The organism is Mesorhizobium sp. DxT (assembly GCF_058448885.1).
The window spans coordinates 148,872-173,767 of sequence record NZ_JBZFLJ010000002.1 but is presented as its reverse complement, the minus strand read 5'-3'; the positions used below and the strand labels follow the sequence as shown (position 1 = coordinate 173,767).

The window sequence follows — 24,896 nt, the reverse complement described above, 5'->3', positions numbered from 1 at the left end:
ACTGGCGGCAGCGTTGCTTCCGCGTGTGGAGGCATGATGAACAAGCACGATCGCGACATCGCAAACCTTCCCGACACCACCGTCTCGGTGAAGGACACTTTCGGTTTCGAGTCCTCGATGGTGGTGCCGGCCTATTCGGACGCCAACGAACATGTGCCGGACGTCGATCCGGACTATCTGTTCGACCGTCAGACCACGCTCGCCATCCTCTCGGGCTTTGCCTACAACCGCCGCGTGATGGTCTCCGGCTATCACGGCACCGGCAAGTCGACCCATATCGAGCAGGTCGCGGCGCGGTTGAACTGGCCCTGCGTGCGCATCAACCTCGACAGCCATGTCAGCCGTATCGACCTCGTCGGCAAGGACGCCATCGTTGTCAAGGAAGGCATGCAGGTCACCGAGTTCCGCGACGGCATCCTGCCCTGGGCCTATCAGCACAATGTCGCGCTGGTCTTCGACGAGTACGACGCCGGCCGTCCCGACGTAATGTTCGTCATCCAGCGCGTGCTGGAATCCTCCGGCCGGCTGACGCTTCTCGATCAGAGCCGCGTCATTCGTCCGCACCCGGCATTCCGCCTGTTCGCCACCGCCAATACGGTCGGCCTCGGCGACACGACCGGCCTCTATCACGGCACGCAGCAGATCAACCAGGCGCAGATGGACCGCTGGTCCATCGTCACCACGCTCAACTATCTGCCGCACGATAACGAGGTCGAGATCGTTCTGGCGAAGGCCAAGCACTTCCGCACCGAGAAGGGGCGCGACATCGTCAACAAGATGGTGCGGGTCGCTGACATGACGCGGTCCGCCTTCATCAATGGCGATCTGTCGACCGTGATGAGCCCGCGTACGGTCATCATGTGGTCCGAGAACGCCGAGATCTTCAACGATGTCGGCTTTGCCTTCCGCCTCACATTCCTGAACAAGTGCGACGAGCTGGAGCGCGCCGTCGTGGCCGAGTTCTATCAGCGCGCCTTCGGCGAGGAACTGCCGGAAAGCGCTGCAAACGTGGTGCTGGGGTAGCCGTTGGCGGGCCCAGGCGACAATACGCGCAACAAGCCCGGCAAGGGCGGCGACACCGACGCGTTCAAGCGGGCGGTGTCGGTCTGCATGCGCGCGCTTGCCGGTGACGGTGAGCTTGAGGTCGCCTTTGCCAAGGAGAAGCCGGCGCTGGCCGGTTCGCGCGCACGTTTGCCTGATCTGCCCAAGAAGGCCTCGGCCGCCGACATTGCCGTCACGCGTGGGCTTGGCGATTCGATGGCGCTGCGCCGCGCCTGCCACGACCCGCGCGTCCATACGCGTCTTGCGCCCGAGGGCAAGCAGGCGCGCGCCATCTTCGATGCCGTCGAGCAGGCACGGGTCGAGGCGATCGGCAGCCGGGCGATGCAGGGCGTGGCCGACAATATCGGCTCGATGCTGGAAGATAAATACGCCAAGGCAAACCTCGCCGACGTTGCCGACCAGGCCGACGCGCCGCTGGAGGAAGCCATCGCGTTGATGGTGCGCGAGAAGCTGACAGGCCGTGAAGCGCCGCGCAGCGGCCAGCGCGTCGTCGATCTCTGGCGCAAGTGGATCGATGACAAGGCTGGCGGCGACATTGCCGGGCTCGCCGACAAGCTGGACGACCAGCAGGCCTTCGCCCGCGTGGTGCGCGAGATGCTCGCCTCGATGGAAATGGCCGAGGAGCTGGGCGAGGACGAGCAGAGCCAGGAATCGGAAGACGAAGAAAACGAGCCGCAGGGCGAGGAAAGCAGCGAGCAGGGCGGCGAGGACGATTCAGGCTCCGAGCAGTCGCAGGCTGAGGAAAGCGACAGCGCCAGCGAGGATGAGGAGACCGGCGAAACGGAATCCTCGGAAGCCAGCGCCGACGAACTTTCCGACGACGAGGACCTCGACGCCGAGACGCCGGGCGAAGCCAAGCGGCAGGACAACCCCTTCGCGAACCTGCCCAAGGAGATCGACTACAAGATCTTCACCGGCGCGTTCGACGAGACGGTCGGGGCCGAGGAGCTTTGCGACGAAGAGGAGCTGGAACGCCTGCGCGCCTTCCTCGACAAGCAGCTCGCCAATCTGCAGGGCGTGGTCGGCCGGCTTGCGAACCGCCTCCAGCGCCGCCTGATGGCGCAGCAGAACCGCTCCTGGGACTTCGATCTGGAAGAGGGCGTGCTCGACACAGCGCGTCTGATGCGTGTCGTTATCGACCCGATGCAGCCGCTCTCGTTCAAGTGGGAACGCGACACCCAGTTCCGCGACACGGTGGTCACGCTGGTTCTCGACAATTCGGGTTCGATGCGCGGTCGCCCGATCACCGTCGCCGCCACTTGCGCCGATATTCTGGCGCGCACGCTGGAACGTTGCGGCGTGTCGGTGGAAATCCTCGGCTTCACAACCCGCGCCTGGAAGGGCGGGCAGTCGCGCGAGAAGTGGCTCAAGGAAGGCAAGCCTGCCAATCCGGGTCGGCTCAACGACCTGCGTCATATCATCTACAAGTCGGCGGACGCGCCTTGGCGACGTGCGCGACGCAATCTCGGCCTGATGATGCGCGAGGGGCTGCTGAAGGAGAATATCGACGGCGAGGCGCTTCTGTGGGCACATCAGCGGCTGATCGCGCGGCCCGAGCAGCGCAAGATCCTGATGATGATCTCGGACGGCGCGCCGGTCGACGATTCCACGCTGTCGGTCAATCCGGGCAATTATCTGGAGCGGCATCTGCGCGCCGTGATCGAGCTGATCGAGACGCGTTCGCCGGTGGAGCTTCTGGCGATCGGCATCGGCCACGACGTGACGCGCTACTATCGCCGCGCCGTGACCATCGTCGATGCGGAGGAGCTGGCCGGTGCGATGACCGAGCAGCTCGCCGCATTGTTCGGCGAGGAGAACCAGCGCGACGCGCGGCGTGTCGCCCGTCGCGGGCGATGAGGCGTTTTCATGCGGCGCTCGGCGCCGTGCTGCTGTTTCTGACGGGTGGAGCGGGCCATGCTCAGGACAGCGCGCCCGAGCCGGTCGAGCTCCAGAGTTCCCAGATCACCCGGTTCGCGCTCGGCTCGGCGGAGACCCGTTTCGGTTCGCTCGAATTCGTCGGCGGGCTCGAGCTGAGTGCGCAGGATCGCCGTTTTGGCCAGTTTTCCGGTCTGCGCTTTCTGTCGCCGGGAAGCGCGTTTCTCGGCATTGCCGATCACGGCTACTGGTTCCGCGGCCGCATTGAGCGCGACGGCGATCACGTGCCGGCGCGTGTCGGTGATTTCAGTCTGCAGGCGATGGTCGACGCCAACGGGAATATCGTGGACGCAAAGGAAGACAAGGATGCCGAGGGACTGGAGGTCCATGACGGCATCGCTACGGTCGCCTTCGAGCGCGATGCGCGCATCGTCGAATATGCCATAGGCCCGGATGGGATGGCCGGCCCGCAGCGCGAGATCGACTTCGTCGTGCCGCGCCACGAGCTGCGCTACAATCAGGGCTTCGAGACCGTCGCGCGCGCACCCGACGACAGCGCGCTCGCCGGGGCCCGCATCGTGGTTGCAGAACGCAGCATCGACACAGAAGGCAACATCTTCGCCGCGATTGTCGAGGGTCCGCAGCGTGGCATCTTCAAGGTCCGGCGCAGCGACGATTTCGACGTTACCGACGGGGCATTCCTGCCCGACGGCGACCTTCTCATTCTGGAGCGGCGCTTCTCGATTGCGCAGGGCGTGGCCATGCGGCTGCGGCGGATCGAGGCGGCAAGCCTCATGCCGGATGCGTTGGTCGACGGCAGCGTGTTGATGCAGGCCGATCTCGCCTACAGGATCGACAACATGGAAGCGCTGGACGTCTGGCAGCGCGAGGACGGCGAGACGATCATCTCGCTCGTCTCCGACGACAACCAGTCCTTCCTGCAAAGGACGATCTACCTGGAGTTCCGCCTGCTGGATTAGGACGCACCAAAGCCAAGGCCGCTGTGCCGCTACTGCAGCGCCTTTTGCACCTTGGTCCTGATCTCGTTGAGCGTGAACGGTTTCGGCACGACGTCGATGATGATGTCGGCAAGGTCCGCGGCGCGTTCGCGTTGCTCGGCATAGCCGGTCATCAGCAGGATCCTGAGGCCCGGGAATTCGCTGGCGGCGCGCTTGGCCATCTCGATGCCATCCATTGCCGGCATGCGGATGTCGGAGAGTACGAGGTCGTAGCCGCCATCGGCGCTGCGGATCGATTCGAGCCCGAGATCGCCGTCTTCGGCAGTCTCGACCTCATGGCCGCCAGCGGCGATGGCGCGTGCGGTGAAGGCGCGGACGGATTCGTCGTCCTCGACGATCAGTATCCTTGCCATACCTCAGGCGTCTCCCTTGACCACGCCGACAAACGGCAGCTCGCGAAAGGCGTGCGCGACGTCCATGCCGTAGCCGACCACGAAATAGTCGGGGCAGTCGAAGCCGACGAAGTCGGCAGTCAGCTCAGTCTGGCGCTTGCTGTGCTTGTCGAGCAGCACGGCGATCGAGACGCTCTTCGCCCCGCGCGACATCATCAGTTCGCGTGTGAACTTCAGCGTCTTGCCCGATTCGAGAATGTCATCGATCAGCAGCACATCACGGCCGGCAACCTCGTTGTCGATGTCGCGCAGTACCTTCACCTCGCCGGAGGTTGTTCCGGTGCCGTAGCTGGAGATGAAGATGAACTCGACTTCCGGCGACAGGCCGGTGTCGTGCATGGCGCGAATCAGGTCCGCCGCAAAGATGAACGAGCCCTTGAGGATCGAGATGACCAGCAGGTCCTCGTAGTCGCGCTCGGCGATGTCCTTGGCCAGTTCCAGATTGCGTCGTGCGATCGTCGAGGCGCTGAACAGGACCTCGATTTCCTTGCCGCGTACCACAGGCATCAGCGATTGCCCTCCCGGAAGCTGACCGAAACGGATTTCACGCCGTACCTAGGTGCCTCCAGGCGGCTCGAAAAGGAGTAGCGGTCGCCTGGCTGCAGTTCGGCGCCGTTTGTCCCCAGAAAATAGCGCGTCGCCGCGCCTTTGTTATCGGTGACCATGATTTCGATCGGCGGCAGCTGGCTGGCGCTGCCGCCGTGGTTTTCGGCAAGACCGTCGATGAACAGCACATCGCGACCGTCGCGGTTCTCGATCCGGCTCTTGACTTCTCCGATCCGCAGCGGCTGCAGCCGCTCGGAAGAGGCGGGAAGCACGACGTTGCGCACAAGCGCATGGCCGCCGGAAATCCAGAAGGCGAGGATGACAAGAGTGAGACCGAAAGACCAGAAGAGGGGCCCGCCCTGCCTGCCGCGCGGTTCATCCTGCGCTGTGGCGATATCGGCCTTGAGAAAATCCATGCCCGTTGCCGGCGCGACAGGCTCGAAGCCGCGCGGACTGGCATTTGCCGGACCGTCAACCGTTTCGTATTCCGCGTCCGTGACATCGGCCTTGCGCACGGTTCCGCTGCGTATGGCCTCGCCTGTCATGATTTCGCCGGAAACCGGGCGTGCCTTGTCGTCCTCGTTCATGCGGCCGGCCGTCCTTTAGCGGTGCTCCTGCAGGCAGTAGACCGAAATGGTTAATGCTTCGCTGCGGAAACACCCTTCAGACGTGGAATTTAACCCGGCCTTAACCATGCCGATGGATGTTCGGGCTTGCCCCGTTCCGCCGAAACGCAACCGGCCAATCGCAAGACGTAAGGACTCCCGGTGATCCGATTCGAGAATGTCGGCCTTCGCTATGGCATGGGACCGGAGATCCTCCGCGACATCTCATTCGATCTGCCTGAACGCTCGTTCCAGTTTCTGAGCGGCCCGTCGGGCGCCGGCAAGACGACGCTGCTGCGCCTGCTGTTCCTGTCGCTCAAGCCGACGCGCGGGCTCATCACCGTCTTCAACAAGGATCGCGCGCGCATCACACGTCGCGAACTGCCGATGCTGCGGCGGCGCATCGGCGTCGTGTTCCAGGACTTCCGCCTGCTCGACCACATGACCACCTACGAGAATGTGGCCTTGCCATTGCGTGTGCGCGGGCGCGAGGAGGCCACGTATCGGTCGGACGTGATCGAGCTTCTGAAATGGGTGGGCCTGGGCGAGCGCATGCATGTGCTGCCGCCCGTGCTGTCGGGTGGTGAAAAGCAGCGCGCGGCAATCGCGCGCGCGCTCATCGAGCAGCCGGAAATCCTGCTGGCGGACGAACCGACGGGCAATGTCGATCCGCCGCTGGCGCGCCGGCTTCTGCGCCTCTTCATCGAACTGAACCGGCTGGGAACGGCCGTGGTCATCGCTACCCACGATCTCGGCCTGATGGAGCAGGTCGACGCACGGCGCATGATCCTCGCTGACGGGCGGCTGGAAATCCATGATTGACGGGGATCCAGCAGAAGAGGCCGAGCACGGGGAAGCGGCCCCGGCACGTCCCGAGCGCACGCCGCGCAAGTCTGCGCCGATCGTGCCACCGCAAAACGTCGCCGGCAGTGCGCTGATCCTCGTCATAGCCATCATGACGTTCCTGTCCTGCCTGACGCTTGGCGCGGTCACGCTGGTGCGCGACACCGCGGCGACATGGCAGACGCAGATCGCCCGCGAGGCGACGATCCAGATCAAGCCGGCCGAAGGCTTCGACATGGAGGCGGGTCTGGCAACCGCGCAACGCATCGTCTCCGGCTTCGCCGGCGTGCGCTCGGCCTCCATCGTCGGTGCGGAGGCAACGATCAGGTTGCTCGAACCGTGGCTTGGGTCGGGCCTAGACATCGACGAACTGCCCGTGCCACGCCTCGTCATCGTGACTATCGATCCGGCATCGCCGCCGGATTTCGCCGCGATGCGTACAGCGCTCAGCGCTGAAGTGCCTCAAGCGTCGCTCGACGATCACCGTACCTGGGTCGACCGACTGGTCGCCATGGCGCGCACGACCGTGACAATCGGCATTTCGGTGCTGGCACTGATGCTTGCAGCCACCGTGCTTTCCGTCGTCTTCGCCACGCGCGGTGCGATGGCCGGCAACGGCCACATCATCGAGGTGCTTCATTTCGTCGGGGCCGAGGCGCGATTCATCGCCGGCGAGTTCCGCCGCCATTTCCTGCTCACCGGCATGAAGGGGGCTGCGGCGGGTGGATTGGCCGCGATCATCGTCTTCGTTGCCTTCTCATGGTGGTCTTCGCGCAATATGGCGACGCCTGAAGCCGATCAGGCCACGGCGCTTTTCGGCAATTTTGCAATCGGTACAGCGGGTTATGCAGGTGTGGCTCTGGTGGTTGTCGCCGTCGGCGCGCTGACTGCAGCCACATCGCATCTGACGGTGGTTTCCTATCTGGGAGACATCGATGCCCGTCATCATGACGGTTGAAAGCTGCTGAAACTCTTTCAGAAGCGGCTATTCATTGCCGCAATTCGCAGTTAACCATGGCACTATGAAGGGGCCCGTAAGGACAGTTGCGCCACAGAGGCGCTGGCTGCGCGCGCTTGCCGTCTCGGCAGTCGTGCTTCTGTGCGGCTGTCTTGCGTTTCTCGGCGGGTTTGCGGCCTTTTCGACGCATGTGGCCCGACTTGCCACGCCTGCCGAGCCGCGCGATGCCGACGCCATCATCGTCCTGACCGGCGGTGAGAAGCGTCTCGACGCGGCATTCGACCTGCTTCGCTCGGGCAAGGGGCAGCGGCTGCTCATCAGTGGTGTGAACCCCTCGGCACGCGTGGTCGACCTGCAACAGGCGACGGGTGGAGACCCGGATCTCTTCGCCTGTTGCGTTGATATCGACCGCGCGGCGCTCGATACGATCGGCAACGCCGAAGAGAGCGCCAAATGGGTGACCAGTCATGCCTATGGCAGCGTCATCGTGGTCACCAACAATTATCACATGCCGCGTAGCCTGCTCGAACTGAAGCGTTTGATCGGCGACACCGACCTGCTGCCCTATCCGGTCGTCAACACCCGCCTCGACGGCGGAGAGTGGATGACCAACCGCGATGCGCTGCGGGTGCTGTTGACCGAATACGCAAAATATCTCGCGGCAGTGGTGCGGGGAGCGTTCCCGCGTCTGGGTTCGCAGCAGGCCGGCATGGTGGAGGTGACGGCGCCTGCTTCCGCCGAAATGGTCCAATAGGACCCGGTCGGGCCGCGACGCATTCCCCTTTGCGGCTGCTTGGTGTAACCAGACCTCCGCACGACAACCCCTCAGGCCGGTCCCCATGCTCGTCGTCAGGTCGCTGGCGTTCAACGTCGCCTTCTATGTCAGCCTTATCGTCCAGATGATCTTCTGGACACCGTTCTATTTCATCGCACCGCGCCATCTCGCCTGGTTCGTGCCGAAATTCTGGGCGCGGTCGAGCCTCAAGCTGCAGGAATGGATCGCCGGCACCGAAAGCCGGATCGAAGGCCTGGAGAACCTGCCGGAAGGCCCGTTCATCCTGGCGCCCAAGCACCAGTCCTTCTGGGATACGATCTCGTTCTTTCCCTACCTGCGCGACCCGGTCTACATCCTCAAGCGCGAGCTGATGTGGATCCCGATGTTCGGCTGGTACGTCGCCAAGATGCGGATGATCCCGATCAACCGCGGCAGTCGCTCCAAGGCGCTCAAACAGGCGCTGGTGATCGCGCGCGAGCGCATGGTCGAGAACCGGCAGCTCATCATCTATCCGGAAGGTACGCGCCGCGCGCCCGGCGACGAGCCGGCCTACAAATGGGGCATCGTCGAAATCTACTCGGCGCTGGGTGTTCCCGTGGTGCCTGTTGCGCATGTCGCGGGTCTCTACTGGCCGCGCCGCAAGTTCCTGCGGTTTCCGGGCGTCATCCATGCCCGCTTCCTGCCTCCGATCGAGCCGGGGCTGGGAAAGGAAGCGTTCATGGAGCGACTGGTTTCCGAAACCGAGGCTGCCTGCGATGAACTGCTGGTCGAGGCCGCGCGTTCGGCCAATCCGCCGCAAATGCCGCCCACGGCCGTAAAGCGGCTCAGGGAGCTCGGGGTGGAACCGCCTGCGGCGCGGGACTGAGGCGCTCGGCGACCCGCTCCAGCCAGTGGTCGTGTATGCCAAGCGCCCGGAGGTGGCCGATCGTGTTGAGCACATATTCGTCGTTCGGACCGGACTGGCCGACCGAGCCGCTGACGGTTCGCGCTGCTTCATCGACATCGACGCGCGCTGCATATTGCAGGTGATGACGGTCGACAACGTATGTCACCGCTTCTACCGTGTCGCCGCTATCGAGCCGGATAGGGAGCCTTTTTTCGAGGTAGACGTTGGTGACGAGTTCGCGTTCGCGCAGATAGGCCATCACCTCGCCGGAGAGATCGTTCGGGACACGGAAGGCGAGGCCGAGGCAGGACCCACCACGGTCCAGCCCCAGCACAAGGCCCGGTCGATCCGGCGTTCCGCGATGGACATGCGAGCGTACGCACAGCGCCCGGCGATAGCCCATGAGACGCGCCCTGTGCGTTTCGGTATGGGCAAAACCCGGCCGCCACATCAGCGAGCCATAGCCAAACACCCAAAAATCGCCCATATCGCCTAACCACACTGAATGCACCGGACAGTTCCGGGGCGAGGGGTAGCGAGAGCGAGGGCATGGCGTCAAGCGGTGCGGGACGACCCAATTACAGCAGGCGGTTCTTCTGGTTCGCGCTGGCGATCGTGCTGGCGGTCGTGCTTTATTCGTTTGGCTGGCACTATGCGTCGGGGCGTCTGGTCGACGAGGTCAACGCGACCGTGGCTGGAGTTAACCGCGATGGGCGCCGCGCGAGCTGCGAAAACGCCGAGGCGCGGGGCTATCCGTTCCGCATAGGCGTGTTCTGCCGGTCGGTGATGTTCGAGGACGGACGAAACGGCATCGGCTTCCGGGCACGGCAGTTCCGCTCGACCGCACAAATCTATGCGCCGAAGCACATCATAGGCGAACTCGACGGGCCGGCGACACTGCAGGTGCCGGGTCTCAACGCGCTCGATCTGACCTGGGCGAGCCTGCAGGCAAGCGTGCGGCTTGCTTCGCCGCTGCCAGAGCGGATGTCGATGGAAAGCCGCGACCTGGTGGTAAGGCTGGATGAGCCGGGCGACCTGTCACCGCTTCTCGGACAGGCGGAGAGCTTCCAGCTTCACATGCGGCCGGCCGGCGCAGATCTCGATCTGGCCGCCCGTTTTTCCTCTTTGCTGCTCGATGCCGAACTGGTCGGTGTAACCACCCTGCCACCGCTCGACGGGCTGGTGGACTTGTCGCTGGCTGGCTGGGCGGAACCGATCGAGGACCGTCGCAGCCTGCGGGGCCGCTCGGGCACGATCCGCAACATTACGCTCTCGACGGCCGAAGGAGCGGGCGTGACGATCACCGGACCTGTGGCGATCGACGAGGCGGGGCTCGTCGACGCCGAATTGAGCGTCACGGTGCGCGAGCCTCAGGCGCTGGCAAGCATCCTGGCCGAATTGATGCCCGAATCCCGTAGCGAAATCGAGCTCGCCATGACGGGCCTGTCGGCGATGGGAGACACGCCCACATTGCCGCTGCGTATCGACGGCGGCGAAGTACGTCTTGGCTTCCTGTCGCTGGGCTCGATATCGCCGCTCTGAAGTTCAGCGCTTCTCCGGATGGGAGGCGACGAAGCGGCCGAAGTCTGGCGCGTCGATTTCCTGCCCGGCCTCGATGATCGAGCGGCGCACGGCGCGCGTTCGCGTGAACATCTCGAACAGCTTGTCGCCGTCGCCCCAGCGGATCGCGCGCTGCAGCGAGGCGAGATCCTCGGAGAAACGCGACAGCATCTCGAGGATCGCGTCCTTGTTGTGCAGGCACACATCGCGCCACATGGTCGGGTCGGATGCCGCCAGTCGCGTGAAGTCGCGGAAGCCGGAGGCCGAATATTTGATGACCTCCGACTTGGTCACCGTTTCCAGATCGTCGGCGGTGCCGACGATGTTGTAGGCGATGATATGCGGCAGGTGCGACACCATCGCCAGCACCATGTCGTGGTGCTGCGGGTCCATCGTGTCGATGTTCGAGCCGCAGCCGCGCCAGAAGGCAGCTAGCCGTTCTACGGCTGTTTCATCGGTGCCTTCCAGAGGCGTCAGGATACACCAGCGGTTTTCGAACAGTTCGGCGAAGCCTGCATCGGGGCCGGACTTTTCCGTGCCCGCGAGCGGGTGGCCGGGAATGAAATGCACGTGTTCCGGCATGCGCGGCTGCATCTGCGCGATTACCGACGCCTTGGTCGAGCCGACATCGGTCACGATGGCGCCCGCCTTCAGCGACGATGCGATGCGTTCGGCGACAGCGCCGGAAGAGCCGACCGGCACCGAGACGATGACGAGGTCGGCGTCAACGACCGCTTCGGCGGGATCGGATACGTATCGATCGCCAAGCCCGAGCTCGGCGGCGCGCGCCAGCGTTTCTTGGCTCCGGGTCGAAATGACGATCTCGCCAGCGAGGTTTTCCTGGCGGATCTTCCGCGCCAGCGACGAGCCGATGAGGCCGATGCCGATCAGTGCGATCCGGTCGAACATGGGGTCGGGCATGGGTTCAGTCTTTCAGGAATTCGGACAGGGCGGCGACAACCCCGCGATTGGCTTCCTCCGTGCCGATCGACATGCGCAGCGCGTTGGGAAAGCCGTAGGCGGCGACACGGCGCAGCAGATAGCCGCGCGCGCTCAGATACTCGTCGGCTGTGGCCGCCGAGTATCGTGCGTCGTCCGGGAAATGGATTAGGATGAAGTTGCCGACGCTGGGCGTGACCTTCAGCCCAAGCTTGCGCAGTTCCTCGCTCGTCCAGTTGCGCCACTCCTCGTTGTGGCCCGCGGAGCGCTCCACATGCGCGCGGTCGAGCATGGCAGCGACACCCGCCTCGATCGCCATGGCGCTGACGTTGAACGGATCGCGCACGCGTTCCAGCACGTCGACGACATGCTGCGGAGCGTAGATCCAGCCGATCCGCGCGCCGCCGAGGCCGTAGACCTTGGAGAAGGTTCGGGTCATGACGACATTGCCGGAACCGGCGACGAGCTCGACGCCTGCCTCGTAGTCGTTGCGGCGCACGAATTCGGCGTAGGCGGCGTCGATGATGAGCAGCACGTCCCTGGGCAGCGCTGCATGCAGCCGGCGTATCTCGCCGAAGGGCAGATAGGTGCCGGTCGGGTTATTGGGATTGGCGAGGAACACCGCTTTCGTCTTCGGCGTCACGGCGGCAAGGATTGCGTCGACGTCGGCGCGTTCGTCGGTTTCCCTGGCCACGACCGGGGTGGCGCCGGCCGCGCGGATGTAGATCGGATAGGCGAGGAAGCCGTGCTCGCTGTAGATCGCCTCGTCGCCGTCGCGCAGATAGGTGCGTGCCATCAGGGCGATGGCCTCGTCCGAGCCGTTGAAGGCCATTACATTGGCCGCGTTCAGCCCATGCACGCTGGCGATGGTCTCACGCAGGCGCGTCGACGAACCGTCGGGATAGAGTTCCAGCCGGTCGGCGATCGCGCGCACGGCCTCGACCGCCTTTGGCGAGGGCCCGAGCGGGTTCTCGTTGGCCGACAGCTTGTGAACCTTCGCAACACCTGCCGGCGCATGGCTCTTGCCGGGCACGTAGGCATCGATCTCCATCACGCCGGGGCGCGGTTGCGGGCGAAGCTCGGTGGTCATGGGCGTATTCCAGCTTGAAGGGCCGCCTGCCTCTAGCAAGCTTTGCCGTTGACGCAAAGGGCAGGCAGGCCTAAAAGCAAGGTCAGACCCGTGGTGATTTGGCCGGTCGGCTTGCAGCCACGTTAAACAAGTTGCTAAAGGGCCGTTTGCAACATGTCCGTTGGGACCGGCCGCGAATTCGCCGCCGGTTTTTTTGTTTTTGGAGTGTTTGCAGTGCCGATCAAGATCCCCGACCAGCTTCCCGCCCGCGACGTACTGGTGCGCGAGGGCGTGTCCGTCATGGACGAGCGCTCGGCGCTGCGGCAGGACATCCGGCCGCTGCAGATCGGTCTGCTCAACCTGATGCCCAACAAGATCCGCACGGAGACGCAGATTGCCCGGCTGATAGGCGCGACGCCGCTGCAGGTGGAGCTGACGCTGGTGCGCATCGGCAATCACAAGGCCAAGAACACGTCCGAGGAGCATCTCATCACCTTCTATCAGACATGGGAGGAGGTCCGGTCGCGCAAGTTCGACGGTTTCATCGTCACCGGCGCGCCGATCGAGCTGCTGCCGTTCGAGGAGGTCACCTACTGGGACGAACTGACCAAGATCCTCGACTGGACGACGACCAACGTGCACTCGTCCTTCTTCATCTGCTGGGGCGCCATGGCTGCCGCCTGGCATTTCCACCGCGTGCCCAAATACACGCTGGAAAAGAAGGCGTTCGGCGTTTACCGCCACCGCAACCATGCTCCGGCGTCGCCTTTCCTCACCGGGTTTTCCGACGATTTCGCCATACCGGTCTCCCGCTGGACGGAGGTTCGCAGCGCCGATATCGCGGCCAATACCGGGCTGGAGCTGTTGATGGAGTCGGATGCCACCGGCCCGTGCATGCTTGCCGAGAAGACCGGCAACCGGCTCTATATGTTCAACCACATCGAATACGATTCCACCTCGCTGAAGGAGGAATACGACCGCGATGTCGCGGCCGGCTCGCCGATCGAGGTGCCGCACGAATATTACCCGGGCAACGATCCGGCGCGACCGCCACTCAATCGCTGGCGCTCGCATGCGCATCTGCTCTTCGGCAACTGGATCAACCAGGTCTATCAGACGACGCCGTACGACCTGGCGGAGCTCGGCGGCAGTTCGGAGGCGGTGGTGGCCTGATCACGCAGCCGGCCGTTGCTTCAGCCGGCCGGCTTCCTGCGCCGCTGCGATCGCGGCTTGCTTTCAGGGATCGGCGTCTTGAAGACGATCTCGCGGTGCGGGTAGGGGATCGCGATGCCGGCCTCCTGAAAGGCATCCCACAGCGCCAGCAGCACCTTGCCCCGCACGTTCGTCAATCCCTGCTGCGGGTCCTTGATCCAGAAGCGCAGAACGAAGTCGAGCGAGGAATCGCCGAACTCGGTCAGCCAGCAGACGGGCGTCCGGCTGGCCTCGACACGCGACACGGTCATTGCGGCCTTGATCGCCAGTTCGGAAACCTGATGCGGGTTGGCGTCGTAGGAAACGCCGAACTTCACGTCGAGCCGCACCAGCTCGTCCGAGAACGACCAGTTGATCACCTGCTGTGTGATGAAATCCTCATTGGGGATCAGGTATTCCCGGCCGTCGCGGGTAACGATGGAGACGAAACGTGCGCGCAGATCGCGGATCCAGCCGAAGGTGTCGCCAAGCGATATCGTGTCGCCGGGCTTGATCGACTTGTCGAGCAGGATGATGATGCCAGAAACGAAGTTGGACACGACCTTCTGCAATCCGAAGCCGACGCCGACGCCGACCGCGCCCGAAAAGACCGTCAGTGCCGTCAAATCGACGCCGACCGCAGACAGCGCGGCGGTGCCGGCAAGCACGATCAGCGCGAACTTGACGATCTTGCCGATGAGTACCCGCAGCGAGGGCGTCAGGTCGCTTGCAGCCTTCACCCGGTCGTCGATCATGTTGCCGATCATCACGGCCAGCCAGATCGCGGCGATCAGCAGCAGCGTCGACTTGAGCAGCAGAAGAACGGTCAGCCGCGTTGTGCCCAGCGGCAGTGCAATGCTCTCGAGCGCCAGGGATGCGTCGTCGTCAAGGTCGAGAATGGTCAGGCAGGCATAGATCCAGGCCAGCCACTGCACCAGCCGCGCAGCGAACCTGTTGCGGATAATGCGCGAAGCGACTGTGACGACCAGCCAGGCAAGCGCGAGCGATAGCGAGATCGACACGAGCACGGTGTTGCTCGGCCAGGTGACGCGATTCAGCACCACGAGCGCAGCCGCCTGGAAAGCGACGAACAGGATCCAGTCGACCCGCCGCAGCAGCGCCACCAGAACGCGCAGCATCGCCGGCTGGCCGCGTATCTGCCGGGCGCGCTCCTCGAGTGAGGCTTCGAGGCGGCGGGCGATGAGTTTCGCCGCAAGGAACAGGAGCGCGATGAGAACGAGCTGGTAGGCAAACCAGGGCCGCATCGCGTATTCGAGCCATGACTGGCCGGCGTCGACGAGTTCCTGAGGCATCGGCGATCCTCCCTCTTGGGAGGTTAACGACTGTACGCAGGATTACCAGCGCTATGGGCCTAGGTGCGGGCGTCTTCGCGAACCGCCCGTGTCGCGCCCTGCGGGGAGAGCACCGGCACGAACACACGCCGCGAGGCTCGCGCCGCGACAGGCACGCCCTGGTACAGCCGCTTCTGGGCTTCAACAACGATCACGCCGGCAAAGATCGGCCACAGCCGCCGGCCGGTGCGCTCCAGCAGCGCGTGCAGGCGCATCATCCAGCGCCGCCGGGATGGTGGGAAGTGCAGCGCGTCAGCCCACGCACCGGGGGTGAAATTGGTGTCCCGGAGGAGGTTGTTGAGCTGCGTGCGGGAAAACGGCCGCCCGGTTCCGAAAGGCGTGTGCTCGAACCGCGCCCAGACGCCGCGACGGTTGGGCACCACGATAACCAGCCTGCCGCCCGGCGCCAGCACGCGCCAGATTTCCATCAAGGTCTCGCGCGGGTTCTCGGCATGTTCGAGCGCGTGGACGAGCAGGATGCGGTCGATGGACGAATCAAACAGCGGCAGTTCCTCGTCGAACACCAGCGCCGTAGCCGAGGGGCCGCCGGCGGGCCAGTTTACCGCCCCCTGCAGCGCGGGCATGAAGGCGAAGACGCGCTCGGCATCACCGCCGAAGCGCTCCAGCCACGGCAACGTATAGCCAAGACCGACCAGCCGCTCGTTGGGCAGCGATGCCCAGACCGAGGACAGTGCCATCGCGATCGAGCGCTCGGCGAGGCGGCCCAGCGTCGAGGCGTAGAAGGCACGCAGGTCTATGATGTCCGACAACATGGCGCGAACCGTATCCGTGCGCCGATGCGACTTCAAGAAAGCTCTGTCGGGCGGTGACAAGGCGTGTGCCGCGCCCTATCGTGCCGCCGCAATCAAAGGAGGCGCGACATGGCGGTCGAGATCGAACAATTCATGTGCCGAAGCGACAATTTCGGCGTGCTGGTGCGGGATGCCGCCAGTGGCGAGACGGCACTGATCGATGCGCCGGAGGAGCGAGCCATCCTCGACGCGGTCGAGCGCACCGGCTGGACGCCGACGATGATCCTGACCACGCACCACCACCCCGACCACGTGGAAGCCAATCTGGCGCTCAAGGAGCGTTTCGGGCTGCGCATCGTCGGGCCAAAGGCCGAGGCGTCGAAGATACCGGGCATCGACGAGACCGTCGCCGAGGGCGATACCGTTCGGCTCGGAGATGAAGAGGTGCGGGTCATCGAGACGCCGGGCCATACGGCCGGCCACGTATCCTACTACCTGCCGCGGTCCCGCGTGGCGTTCACCGCCGACACGCTGTTCGCGCTTGGCTGCGGGCGCCTGTTCGAAGGCACACCGGCGACGATGCTCGCCTCGCTGAAGAAGCTTGCCGGGCTGCCGGCCGAAACCATCGTGTATTGCGGCCACGAATATACGCTGTCCAACGCCCGCTTCGCGCTGACCGTCGACCCGACCAATCCGGTCCTGAAGCAGCGCGTGAAAGCCGTTGAGGCGTTGCGCGCCGACGACCAGCCGACATTGCCGACGACCATCGGCGAGGAAATGGCGACCAACCCGTTCATGCGCTGGCACGACCCCGCGATCCGCCGCAATTTGGGCATGGAGAATGCCACCGACGAGGCCGTGTTCGCCGAAATCCGCAAGCGCAAGGACGTCTCCTGACATGCAGGCGGCCGACATCATTGCCACGCTCGGCATGCAGCGGCATCCGGAAGGCGGCTGGTATGTCGAGACTTTCCGCGACGATGCCGGCGGCGAGCGCGGTCATTCGACCGCGATCTATTTCCTGCTGGAAGACGGTGACCGCTCGCATTGGCACCGCGTGAAGGATGCCGCCGAGATCTGGCATTTTCATGCCGGCGCGCCGCTGGCACTGACGATCTGGCGCGAGGGCGACGATGCGGTCGAGCGGGTGCGGCTCGGTGCCGACCTTGCGGCAGGGGAGCGCCCACAGGGCATCGTGCCGGCTGGTTGCTGGCAGGCGGCGCGTTCGACTGGTGCCTGGACGCTGGTCGGCTGCACGGTCGCGCCCGGCTTCCTGTTTTCCGCTTTCGAACTTGCCCCGCCGGGCTGGGAGCCGCCCGTCAGAGGATGAACGCAAGGGTGATCGCAACCTGCGCCAGATAATACAGCATCCACACCGAGGGCGCCGCCCAGGCATGGTGGCGCGATGCCGGCGCGAAGAGGAACTTCGCCGTGGCCAGTATCGCGTCGGAAACAACGAACATCGCCGCGCCGACCATCACAAGGGGGGGCGCAACCGTCGCCGAACTCCACATCATGGCAAGGATAGCGGCCGCGTAGGCTGCTACGGGCAGTCGCATATCCGGTCCCGCCGCGGGCAGCAGCCGGCGCAGCAGCGGTAGAGCCGCCAAGGTGACGACCACCGGCAATGCCAGCCGCCATGGCTGCACGACGAGGATTTCCATCCCTGCGCCGCTACCGGCAAACAACGCCACATAGGCAAGATGGGCGACGAGAAAGCTCGCAAGCCCGCCGAGGAAGGCTTTTTCGCCGTCTTGTGCCAGAAACGCGTCGCCGATCGCGCTCAGCGCCAGGGCGGCGATAAGCAGAAGCGGCCCACCCTCGACCTGCGCCAACACCGCCAGCAGGGCAACCGAACCCGTCTTGACGACCGTTCTCCGCCAGGATGGCGGCCGATGCAACATCAACAGGTAGAGAAAGGCGGCTACGGCGGAAAGCAACAGCGTGCCGTTGGAAAGCGACTCCGGACCGCCGGCAAACGGCATCATGCGCCGACCTCCCGTCTTGCCCGGGTTCTGGGCTTGAACAGCATGGACTTGGCGGCCAGGACGGCGCCAACCGTTATCAGGATGCAGGCAATGAGGATATTGAGGCTGGCGGTTGCAGCACCCGCGGCGATCAGCACCAATGTCGAGAGCAGCGGCGCGGCATAGCTGGCCGCGCCCAGCACCTGTATGTTGCCGCGCTTCACGCCGTGGTCCCAGGCATAAAAGGCCGCACCGACCGGCATAAGGCCCAGCCCGAGCACGGCCAGCCACTGGCCCGCATCTGCCGGCCAGATGGTTTCCTCAAGCAGCAGGTGGCAGACAAGCGAGAGCATGGCCGTTGCCGCGCAGAACCAGGTGACGACGCTGGTCGGCACCGCCGGAAACCGTCGTGACAGCAGCGAATAGGACGACCATGTCAACGCGCACAGGCCCGCCATGGCGTAGCCAAACGCATATTGCGCGTCGAAGGAGAGCCCGCCACCGCGCGAGACGATCAGGAACGCGCCGGCTAGCCCTAGCACCGTACCTGCGATGTGGTGCCAGCGCAGTGTCTCGCCGGGCAGAAGGGCAGAGCCGACCACGATGAGCAGAGGCCAGAGATAGGCGATCAGGCTGGCCTCGACCGCCGGCGCGTTGCGCAGAGCCGTGAAGTAGAAAAAATGGTAGCCGAACAGGCCGGCGATGCCGATCAGCCATACGATGGGTGGGATCGGGGCGCGCGTTGCGGGTGGGCTGACGGCGCGCATGGCGAGGCCGACGCAGGTGCCGATCGCGAAGGTGAGGGCGGACAACTGGAACGGCGGCACCGCGCCGGAGGCGGCGGTAAACAGCGCCAGCAGCGCCCACATCACGACCGCAGAAAATCCGATCAGGGTTGCGCGCGCCATCGATGGTGCCTCCTCGCCTCGTGCGCGCAGCGTTAGCCGGATGGCGGACTGGCGGCAAGGGCTGGAGGGTCCTCAGCGCGCTTCTATGCGCTGCGCGGTGATGCGCACGGGGCCGATCTGGGTGCCGACGGATGCGTCCACGGGCGTGAAGAAGCCGGTCTTCCCCAGTGGGGCAAATGTGATCGCGATGCGGCTTCTCGTTTGCAGGAAGTCGATCTGCTTGCGGCCCTTGCGATAGCCAGAGACGGCGACGAAGCGTGCGTCGCAGGTGACGCGGCCGTTCGAATCGGCAGGCCCGCGCTGTGAAAGCTGTAGATCGGCGCGCATCTCGCCGTCGAATGCCCGGATGGTGCGGTTGCATACGGCGTCGGGATCGGACGTGCGGATCAGCGTCGATGTCAGGGGGTCGAGTGCCGCGCGCAGGTGGTCTTCGGCCACCGGTATCCAGGTTTCACCGCGCTTCGGTTCCGGTTTGTTTTCAACGCTAGAGACCGTGCCGCGCGCGAAGCGTATCGTGGTGCGGCTCTTCTTGCGGCCGGAATCGTAGTGCGAGCGGAAGGTGCGTGGAAACGCTCCATCCCTGCCGATGGAGCCTTCGACGCGCGTGGTTCCGGTCGTCTTGTCGAATATGCGGGCGATGCCCGAACTGGTGAGCGACCCGTCGATGGTGAAGCTGTCTGCGGTGAATGTGCTGTCGAAGCGCGCCTTGGCGATCGGCAGGCCCAGCAGCGTCACCGAATAATCCGCGCTGAAGGATTGCTGTTGCGCAGCCGCAGCGGGCACGGTTGTTGCAAGGGCAACAAAAACGAGACATGAAGCAAGCGTGCGGGCCATCGGCACCTTCCGTCTGGTAGGAGTGTCCCTTCCGTTCCCTCCGGGTTGTCCGCTGCTTGGCGGTCAAATCCGGCGAATATAAGGATGGGCGCGGTGGTTTTGCGCGCTCACGGTGAGCTTGCGCTTGACCGGATGGCCAAATGCCACTATGGGAACGGCAACTTTTCCAAGAGGCCGCCTGATACTGCCCGCGCGCCGTTCGCTGATGGTGCGGCAGTGGGGTATGGCCCGGCAACGAAACGAAGGTACAAGACATGTCCCGCGCTTGTGAACTGACCGGCAAGGCCGTGATGACCGGCAACAATGTTAGCCACGCCAACAACAAGACCCGTCGTCGCTTCCTGCCCAACCTGTGCGACGTGACGCTGATCTCGGAAGCGCTCGGCCAGAACGTGCGCCTGCGCATCTCGGCAAACGCGCTGCGCACGGTCGAGCACCGCGGCGGCCTCGACGCTTTCCTGCTCAAGGCCAGCGTGTCCGAGCTTTCGCAGCGCGCCCGCCTGCTCAAGAAGCAGATCGCCAAGAAGGTCGCCGAGCAGGCAGCCGCCTAAGCGCGGCCGCTTTAGCGCCTTTCGATGATGCGGCGGGCGTCCGGCCCGCCCACTGGTTCCATCACCCAGGATAAAAAAATGTCCAGACAGCTACAGGTCTGGCCCTTCGTGGCCTCCATGGCGGCGGTCGTCGTCGCCTCCAATTTTCTCGTCCAGTTTCCGTTCGCGCATTTCGGGCTTCAGGATCTCCTGACCTGGGGCGCGTTCACCTATCCGCTCGCCTTCCTCGTCAACGATCTGACAAACCGGCGCTACGGCCCCGCCGCCGCGCGCAAGGTCGTCTATGTCGGCTTCGCCATTGCGGTGGTGCTGTCGATCTGGCTGGCGACGCCACGCATCGCGATCGCTTCCGGCTCGGCCTTTCTGGTGGCGCAACTTCTCGACGTCTCCGTCTTCGACAGGCTCAGGGAACGTGCCTGGTGGCAGGCGCCGCTGATCTCGTCGGTGATCGGCGCGATCGTCGATACGGTGCTGTTCTTCTCGCTGGCCTTTGCCGACCGCTTCGCCTTCCTCGACACCGAACTCGGCCGCGAGGACAACTCGCTCGGCTTTGCCGTGCCGTTCCTGCTGGGCGGCGAGGTGCCGCTGTGGGTGTCGCTCGCACTCGGCGATTTTGGCGTGAAGATGCTGATTTCCATCATCATGCTGGCGCCCTATGGCGCGCTGCTGAGCGTGCTCAAGCCTGCACGAGCTTAGTTCCGCTCACGCGCCACATCGCTCGCCTTTGTTCGCTTGCGCTACGCGCGGGCGGGCCATCGAGCCCGACGCCCAGGTCGGGCTTCCCGCCCCTGCGGCCGATAGCGTCTCACCGGCTCAGCGGTCGCTGACGCTCCGTTGGCCGGGATAAGGCCGGTGAATGCTCAGCGCATCTCCAGCAGGCGTTCGAGGTAATTGCGTTCCAGTTCGGGGCTGAGCGCGTTGCCGAGCCTGCGGCGGATTTCCTCCAGGATGCGGCGTGCGCGCTGCACGTCGACCTCGTCGGGCACCTGCACGGAATCGCCGAAATCCGGCCCGGTGGTGGCGCGTGGCCTGCCGAGCGGGTCGCGGTCCGAGCTCTGCTGACGGCCGCCTTCCTCGCTGCCGCCCTGTTCGCCCTGCATGGCCTGCATCATCTGTTGCATCATGTCCTGCGCGCCACGGCGCAGCGCCTCCAACGCCTGCCCCTGCTCGCCGACGGCGCGGTCGCCCTGCTGGTCGCCAAGGGCGCCCTCGGCGCGGCCCATGGCCTCGCCGGCCTCGCCGAAACCTTCGCCGGGCTCCATGCCCATGCCCTCGAGAGACCGGGACAGCGCATCCAGATCGCGTTGAAGCTGCCCCTGGCCTTCCTGAAGCTGGCGCATCGCCTCGGCAAACTCCTCAGGCGTCATCGGCTGTTGGCCGCCCTGTTGGCCCTGTCCCTGCTGCCCCTGCTGGCCTTCCTGCCCGGGTTGCATCTGGTCGAGGCGGAAGGTCTCATTCATCGTCTCCTGCTGGCGGCGCATCAGCTCGCCCAGCTCGTCCATCTGCCGGCGCATCTCACTCTGCGCGCCTTCGCCGGGGTTCACCTGCTGCTGGTTGCCGGCCTGCAGGTTGTTCATCATCTCCTGGAGCTGCTGCAGCATTTCCATGGCCTGGTCGCGCGCACCGGATCGCGCCAGGTTCTCGAGCTGATCCATCATACGCTCGAGGTCGCTCTGGCTCAGTTCCTGCCCATCCATGGGCATCTGCATGGCCATGTCGGGATTGCGCTGCGCGCGCTCGGCGAACTCGCGCAGGAAGTCGCGCATAGCCTCGCGAAGCTCGGCCATGAGGTCTTCGATTTCCTCGTCGCTGGCGCCGTTTTCGAGTGCCTGCTTGAGTGCCTCCTGTGCCTGCCGCAGCCGGCGCTCGGCAGCAGAAAGCGCGCCGTCCTCGATGCTCAGTGCCATTTCCCAGAGATAGTCGGCAACGTCCCGTAGTGCCTCATCTGTATCGGCCATGACGAGGCGCGTGCGCGCCGCCATGATACCCAGATAATGCGATGGGTTGTCGAACGTATCATCCGGCCGCAGCGTGATCGCGTCGATCAGGTCGAGCACGCGCCCCTTACGGTTGGCATCGAGCGCGAGGATTCGCCGCTGCTCGACGATCGCCCTGGCCAGCGGGTTGGCGAAGGGACGCTCCGGCAGCACGATCTCTTTCGTCTCGCTACGAGCCCGCTGCTCGGCGCCGTCGAGCGCTTCCAGGGTCAGGTTGACGCGCGTTCCGGCCCACGGATGTTCGGTAAGGTCCAGGGACGTGCGGGCGGCGATGTCGCGGCCGTTGCGGCGGGGCAGCACCAGCGGCATCTCGGGCGCCTCATAGAGCGGCCGCGCGCCGGTTGCCTGCGGTTCGGCCTGCTCAAACACGGCTTCGGCACTGGCCGCGCCATAATCGTCCTCGACCTCATAGGCGAGTTCCAGCGCGCCGTTGATCGCGCGCTTCGGCTCGTCGGCAAAACGGATGGCGGGTGGATCGTCGGGAATGACGTTGAAGGCCCAGCGCTGCAGCTCGCTGCTTCCGGACTGGAGCGTCAGCATGCCGTCGGCGTCGAGCGTGCCGGCAAACTGGCGCGCGGTCGTCGATGCGGGGGTATTTGCGTCGGCCAAGGCGGCTGCGGGCTCAATTGCCAGCGCCTCTCCAGTGTGGGCGTCGAGATAGGAAAGCGTCTCGTCGCCCACGCCGCCGGTCACGCGCACTGCGACGGCGCTGCCTTCCGGCACCTCGAAGACGGGCGCTTCCTCTTCGCCCATGCGTGCACTCAGGAAAAGCGGCGCGCGGCCGGTGTAGGCGGGCGGCGTGACCCAGGCGTCGATGCGAGCCGGCATCATGTCGGCGCTGGCATGGCTGCGGAAGGCGTCGCGCGGAGAACCGCCCAGCGGACCGAAGGAGAACGCAAAGGCGACGACCAGCAGGAGCGCCGCGATCGCGCGCAGCCCCCAGGGATCGCGCTCGGGAACGCGGGCGCGCGGCATGTCGCCGGAAAGCCGGTTGAGTCGTGCCGCCATGCGTTTCTGGTGTTCGCGCCACAGGGCCTGCGCAAAGGGCCCCTGCGCGGCTTGCGAAAGCTGGTCCGTCTGCGTCAGCACCGGCGCGTGCTCGAGCCGGTTGGCGTGTTCGATGCGCCGATCGATTTCGGTGGACTTCGGCGAACGGTAGAAGCGCAACGGGTAGAGTGCCGCCACACCGGCAAGCGCCAGAACGCCGACCAGCAGCATGCGCGCCCAGTCCGGCATCAGCCGGAAGATGCCCAGCCATGACAGGCTCAGGAACAGGCTGGCAACGATCAGGAACGGGAGGATGAGAGGCCAGAGGCGCTCGATGACGATCGCCCCGCGAACCACGGCGCGCGTGCGCCCGAGCCGGGCGAGCAATCCGTGCTCGACAGCCGGGTTCGTCCTGTTCTCGCCGGTTTCCGCCATCCGGTCCTTTCGGGAGCCATCATCTGGGCGGTGCCGGAATCGCACCGCTCTACGAAAGGATAGCAGCAAACGCGGCGAAGGCGAGGCGGCGCGCGAAATCGTGATTGGCGCCTGACTTTTGGCGCTACAGCCAGTCGGGAACCGAATCCATCCCGATCAGATCGTCGTAGGTGGGGCGGGGGCGGACGGCGTGGAAACGGTCGCCGTTGACCAGCACCTCCGGCACCAGAAGACGCGTGTTGTAGGTCGAGGCCTGCACTGCGCCGTAGGCACCGGCGGTGGCCACGTAGACTAGGTCTCCTGACGCCAGCCTCGGCAGGTCCCGATCGTGGCCGAGATAGTCACCCGTCTCGCAAACCGGGCCGACCACATCGGTCATCAGTCGCGGTGCGTCGGCCGGCTGCTCGATCACGGGCCGGATGTCGTGAAAAGCGTCGTAGAGCGTCGGACGGATCAGGTCGTTCATCGCCGCATCCACGATCAGGAAATTCCTGGCGTCGCCTTCCTTCAGATAAATGACCTTGCTGACGAGAATACCGGAATTGCCGGCAATCAGCCGGCCGGGCTCGAAGATCACCTGCAGGCCGAGCGGCTTCATGTGGCGATTCACCACCGCCGCATAGGCATCGGGCAGTGGCGGCGGCGCATTGTCGTTGCGGTACGGGATGCCCAACCCGCCGCCGACGTCGACATGGGTGATCGCGTGACCTTCGGCGCGCAGCGTCTTGGTCAACTCGACCAGAAGTGCGATCGCGTCATCGAAGGGCTGCAGCTCGGTGATCTGGCTGCCGATGTGCATGTCGATGCCGCAAACCTTCAGGCCCGGCATCGCGGCGGCGCGGGCATAGGCGGCGCGGGCGTCCTTCCAGGCTATGCCGAACTTGTTCTCGGCCTTGCCGGTGGAAATCTTCTTGTGCGTCTTCGCGTCGACGTCCGGGTTGATGCGCAGCGAGACCGGCGCGGTGCGGTTGCCGGCGACCGCGCGGGCGGAAAGCAGTTCCAGCTCCGGTAGCGATTCGACATTGAAGCAGCGAATTCCGGCCGCGAGCGCGAAGTCCATCTCGTCTGCCGTCTTGCCGACGCCCGAAAACAGGATTTTGTCGGCCGGTATGCCGGCTGCCAGCGCACGGCGCAGTTCGCCTTCCGAGACGACGTCGGCGCCCGCGCCGAGCTTGGCGAGCGTGCGGATCACCGCCTGGTTGGAGTTGGCCTTGGTTGCGTAGCAGACGAGCGCGTCGAGTTGATCGAACGCCTTTGCGAAGACGTTATAGTGCCGCGTCAGCGTCGCGGTCGAATAGCAGTAGAACGGCGTGCCGACGACGGAAGCGATCTCCGGCACTGAAACGTCTTCGGCGTGCAGAACGCCGTCGCGGTACTCGAAATGGTTCACGGA

At 65.0% G+C, this 24,896-nt stretch carries 26 protein-coding genes and 1 riboswitch; of the genes, 13 read left to right on the top strand and 13 right to left on the bottom strand.

Going from position 1 to position 24,896, the window contains the following annotated elements:
* Nucleotides 1–36: 36 nt before the first annotated feature.
* From cobS to ACVJNE_RS04890, 3 genes are read left to right on the top strand one after another with little or no spacing between them, the layout of a single operon-like run.
* A complete protein-coding gene (gene cobS / locus ACVJNE_RS04900; RefSeq protein ID WP_173190099.1) occupies nt 37–1,023 on the top strand; it encodes a cobaltochelatase subunit CobS in 987 nt (328 codons plus the stop codon).
* Nucleotides 1,024–1,026: 3 nt separating this feature from the next.
* A complete protein-coding gene (gene cobT / locus ACVJNE_RS04895; RefSeq protein WP_173189347.1) occupies nt 1,027–2,919 on the top strand; it encodes a cobaltochelatase subunit CobT in 1,893 nt (630 codons plus the stop codon).
* Nucleotides 2,916–3,917 carry an esterase-like activity of phytase family protein gene (locus tag ACVJNE_RS04890; protein ID WP_499563491.1) on the top strand — a complete coding sequence of 334 codons (1,002 nt, stop codon included), beginning with the start codon at nt 2,916–2,918 and terminating at the stop codon, nt 3,915–3,917. Before cobT ends, ACVJNE_RS04890 begins: the two co-directional genes overlap by 4 nt.
* Nucleotides 3,918–3,946: 29 nt before the next feature.
* On the opposite strand, the gene ACVJNE_RS04885 is transcribed toward ACVJNE_RS04890, so the two are convergent.
* From ACVJNE_RS04885 to ACVJNE_RS04875, 3 genes are read right to left on the bottom strand one after another with little or no spacing between them, the layout of a single operon-like run.
* Nucleotides 3,947–4,309 (bottom strand): response regulator, encoded by a 363-nt coding sequence (locus ACVJNE_RS04885; protein WP_499563489.1) that lies wholly within the window; start codon nt 4,307–4,309, stop codon nt 3,947–3,949.
* A gap of 3 nt (nt 4,310–4,312) precedes the next feature.
* Complete coding sequence (gene hpt / locus ACVJNE_RS04880; protein ID WP_444726645.1) at nt 4,313–4,855, bottom strand: hypoxanthine phosphoribosyltransferase; 543 nt, start codon at nt 4,853–4,855, stop codon at nt 4,313–4,315.
* On the bottom strand, nt 4,855–5,481 hold the full coding sequence (locus tag ACVJNE_RS04875) for a hypothetical protein (RefSeq protein WP_499563487.1): 627 nt from the start codon (nt 5,479–5,481) through the stop codon (nt 4,855–4,857). The genes hpt and ACVJNE_RS04875 overlap by 1 nt, the downstream gene beginning before the upstream one ends.
* Before the next feature lie 180 nt (nt 5,482–5,661).
* Here ACVJNE_RS04875 and ftsE point away from each other — a divergent pair, with 180 nt between their 5' ends.
* From ftsE to ACVJNE_RS04855, 4 genes are all read left to right on the top strand, one after another.
* Complete coding sequence (gene ftsE, locus ACVJNE_RS04870) at nt 5,662–6,321, top strand: cell division ATP-binding protein FtsE (RefSeq protein ID WP_173189357.1); 660 nt, start codon at nt 5,662–5,664, stop codon at nt 6,319–6,321.
* The gene (locus ACVJNE_RS04865) at nt 6,314–7,300 is read left to right on the top strand and encodes a cell division protein FtsX (protein WP_499563485.1); all 987 of its coding nucleotides are present in this window, start codon (nt 6,314–6,316) and stop codon (nt 7,298–7,300) included. Before ftsE ends, ACVJNE_RS04865 begins: the two co-directional genes overlap by 8 nt.
* Nucleotides 7,301–7,364: 64 nt before the next feature.
* Nucleotides 7,365–8,054 carry a YdcF family protein gene (locus tag ACVJNE_RS04860; RefSeq protein WP_173189361.1) on the top strand — a complete coding sequence of 230 codons (690 nt, stop codon included), beginning with the start codon at nt 7,365–7,367 and terminating at the stop codon, nt 8,052–8,054.
* A gap of 85 nt (nt 8,055–8,139) precedes the next feature.
* Nucleotides 8,140–8,940 (top strand): lysophospholipid acyltransferase family protein, encoded by an 801-nt coding sequence (locus ACVJNE_RS04855; protein ID WP_499563484.1) that lies wholly within the window; start codon nt 8,140–8,142, stop codon nt 8,938–8,940.
* Here the strand turns inward: ACVJNE_RS04855 and ACVJNE_RS04850 are convergent.
* On the bottom strand, nt 8,900–9,448 hold the full coding sequence (locus ACVJNE_RS04850) for a gamma-glutamylcyclotransferase (protein ID WP_499563482.1): 549 nt from the start codon (nt 9,446–9,448) through the stop codon (nt 8,900–8,902). The genes ACVJNE_RS04855 and ACVJNE_RS04850 overlap by 41 nt on opposite strands.
* A gap of 62 nt (nt 9,449–9,510) precedes the next feature.
* Between ACVJNE_RS04850 and ACVJNE_RS04845 the strand changes: the two genes are divergently transcribed.
* Entirely contained in the window at nt 9,511–10,503 is a 993-nt protein-coding gene (locus ACVJNE_RS04845) for a DUF2125 domain-containing protein (RefSeq protein WP_499563480.1), read from the top strand.
* A gap of 3 nt (nt 10,504–10,506) precedes the next feature.
* On the opposite strand, the gene ACVJNE_RS04840 is transcribed toward ACVJNE_RS04845, so the two are convergent.
* Together ACVJNE_RS04840 and hisC are read right to left on the bottom strand one after the other, a co-directional pair.
* On the bottom strand, nt 10,507–11,442 hold the full coding sequence (locus ACVJNE_RS04840) for a prephenate/arogenate dehydrogenase family protein (RefSeq protein ID WP_499563478.1): 936 nt from the start codon (nt 11,440–11,442) through the stop codon (nt 10,507–10,509).
* Between the two features lie 4 nt (nt 11,443–11,446).
* Nucleotides 11,447–12,550: a histidinol-phosphate transaminase gene (hisC, locus tag ACVJNE_RS04835; protein ID WP_499563476.1), complete on the bottom strand. Its 1,104-nt coding sequence runs from the start codon at nt 12,548–12,550 to the stop codon at nt 11,447–11,449.
* An 80-nt stretch (nt 12,551–12,630) separates the two neighbouring features.
* Nucleotides 12,631–12,708: riboswitch (SAM riboswitch) on the top strand.
* A gap of 55 nt (nt 12,709–12,763) precedes the next feature.
* Here hisC and metA point away from each other — a divergent pair.
* Nucleotides 12,764–13,702 carry a homoserine O-acetyltransferase MetA gene (gene metA, locus ACVJNE_RS04830; RefSeq protein WP_499563474.1) on the top strand — a complete coding sequence of 313 codons (939 nt, stop codon included), beginning with the start codon at nt 12,764–12,766 and terminating at the stop codon, nt 13,700–13,702.
* 20 nt (nt 13,703–13,722) lie between these two features.
* Here metA and ACVJNE_RS04825 read toward each other — a convergent pair whose 3' ends face one another.
* On the bottom strand, nt 13,723–15,033 hold the full coding sequence (locus ACVJNE_RS04825) for a mechanosensitive ion channel family protein (RefSeq protein ID WP_499563472.1): 1,311 nt from the start codon (nt 15,031–15,033) through the stop codon (nt 13,723–13,725).
* A gap of 59 nt (nt 15,034–15,092) precedes the next feature.
* Nucleotides 15,093–15,845: a class I SAM-dependent methyltransferase gene (locus ACVJNE_RS04820; RefSeq protein ID WP_499564153.1), complete on the bottom strand. Its 753-nt coding sequence runs from the start codon at nt 15,843–15,845 to the stop codon at nt 15,093–15,095.
* Nucleotides 15,846–15,953: 108 nt separating this feature from the next.
* Here ACVJNE_RS04820 and gloB point away from each other — a divergent pair, with 108 nt between their 5' ends.
* Both gloB and ACVJNE_RS04810 read left to right on the top strand, forming a co-directional pair.
* Nucleotides 15,954–16,721: a hydroxyacylglutathione hydrolase gene (gene gloB / locus ACVJNE_RS04815; protein WP_499563470.1), complete on the top strand. Its 768-nt coding sequence runs from the start codon at nt 15,954–15,956 to the stop codon at nt 16,719–16,721.
* A 1-nt stretch (nt 16,722) separates the two neighbouring features.
* The gene (locus ACVJNE_RS04810; protein ID WP_499563468.1) at nt 16,723–17,154 is read left to right on the top strand and encodes a cupin domain-containing protein; all 432 of its coding nucleotides are present in this window, start codon (nt 16,723–16,725) and stop codon (nt 17,152–17,154) included.
* Here ACVJNE_RS04810 and ACVJNE_RS04805 read toward each other — a convergent pair.
* The 3 genes from ACVJNE_RS04805 to ACVJNE_RS04795 form a co-directional block, all read right to left on the bottom strand.
* The gene (locus ACVJNE_RS04805) at nt 17,144–17,812 is read right to left on the bottom strand and encodes a lysoplasmalogenase family protein (protein ID WP_499563466.1); all 669 of its coding nucleotides are present in this window, start codon (nt 17,810–17,812) and stop codon (nt 17,144–17,146) included. The two genes, ACVJNE_RS04810 and ACVJNE_RS04805, sit on opposite strands and share 11 nt — an antisense overlap.
* Nucleotides 17,809–18,699: an aromatic amino acid exporter YddG gene (gene yddG, locus ACVJNE_RS04800; RefSeq protein ID WP_499563464.1), complete on the bottom strand. Its 891-nt coding sequence runs from the start codon at nt 18,697–18,699 to the stop codon at nt 17,809–17,811. Before yddG ends, ACVJNE_RS04805 begins: the two co-directional genes overlap by 4 nt.
* A 72-nt stretch (nt 18,700–18,771) precedes the next feature.
* The gene (locus ACVJNE_RS04795; protein WP_499563462.1) at nt 18,772–19,533 is read right to left on the bottom strand and encodes a DUF3108 domain-containing protein; all 762 of its coding nucleotides are present in this window, start codon (nt 19,531–19,533) and stop codon (nt 18,772–18,774) included.
* 254 nt (nt 19,534–19,787) lie between these two features.
* Between ACVJNE_RS04795 and rpmB the strand changes: the two genes are divergently transcribed.
* Both rpmB and ACVJNE_RS04785 read left to right on the top strand, forming a co-directional pair.
* Nucleotides 19,788–20,084 carry a 50S ribosomal protein L28 gene (gene rpmB / locus ACVJNE_RS04790; RefSeq protein WP_173189385.1) on the top strand — a complete coding sequence of 99 codons (297 nt, stop codon included), beginning with the start codon at nt 19,788–19,790 and terminating at the stop codon, nt 20,082–20,084.
* Between the two features lie 78 nt (nt 20,085–20,162).
* A complete protein-coding gene (locus ACVJNE_RS04785; protein WP_499563460.1) occupies nt 20,163–20,780 on the top strand; it encodes a queuosine precursor transporter in 618 nt (205 codons plus the stop codon).
* 164 nt (nt 20,781–20,944) lie between these two features.
* Here the strand turns inward: ACVJNE_RS04785 and ACVJNE_RS04780 are convergent, their stop codons facing one another.
* Together ACVJNE_RS04780 and lysA are read right to left on the bottom strand one after the other, a co-directional pair.
* Entirely contained in the window at nt 20,945–23,503 is a 2,559-nt protein-coding gene (locus tag ACVJNE_RS04780; protein WP_499563458.1) for a TIGR02302 family protein, read from the bottom strand.
* Between the two features lie 124 nt (nt 23,504–23,627).
* A complete protein-coding gene (lysA, locus tag ACVJNE_RS04775; RefSeq protein WP_499563456.1) occupies nt 23,628–24,893 on the bottom strand; it encodes a diaminopimelate decarboxylase in 1,266 nt (421 codons plus the stop codon).
* Nucleotides 24,894–24,896 lie beyond the last annotated feature (3 nt).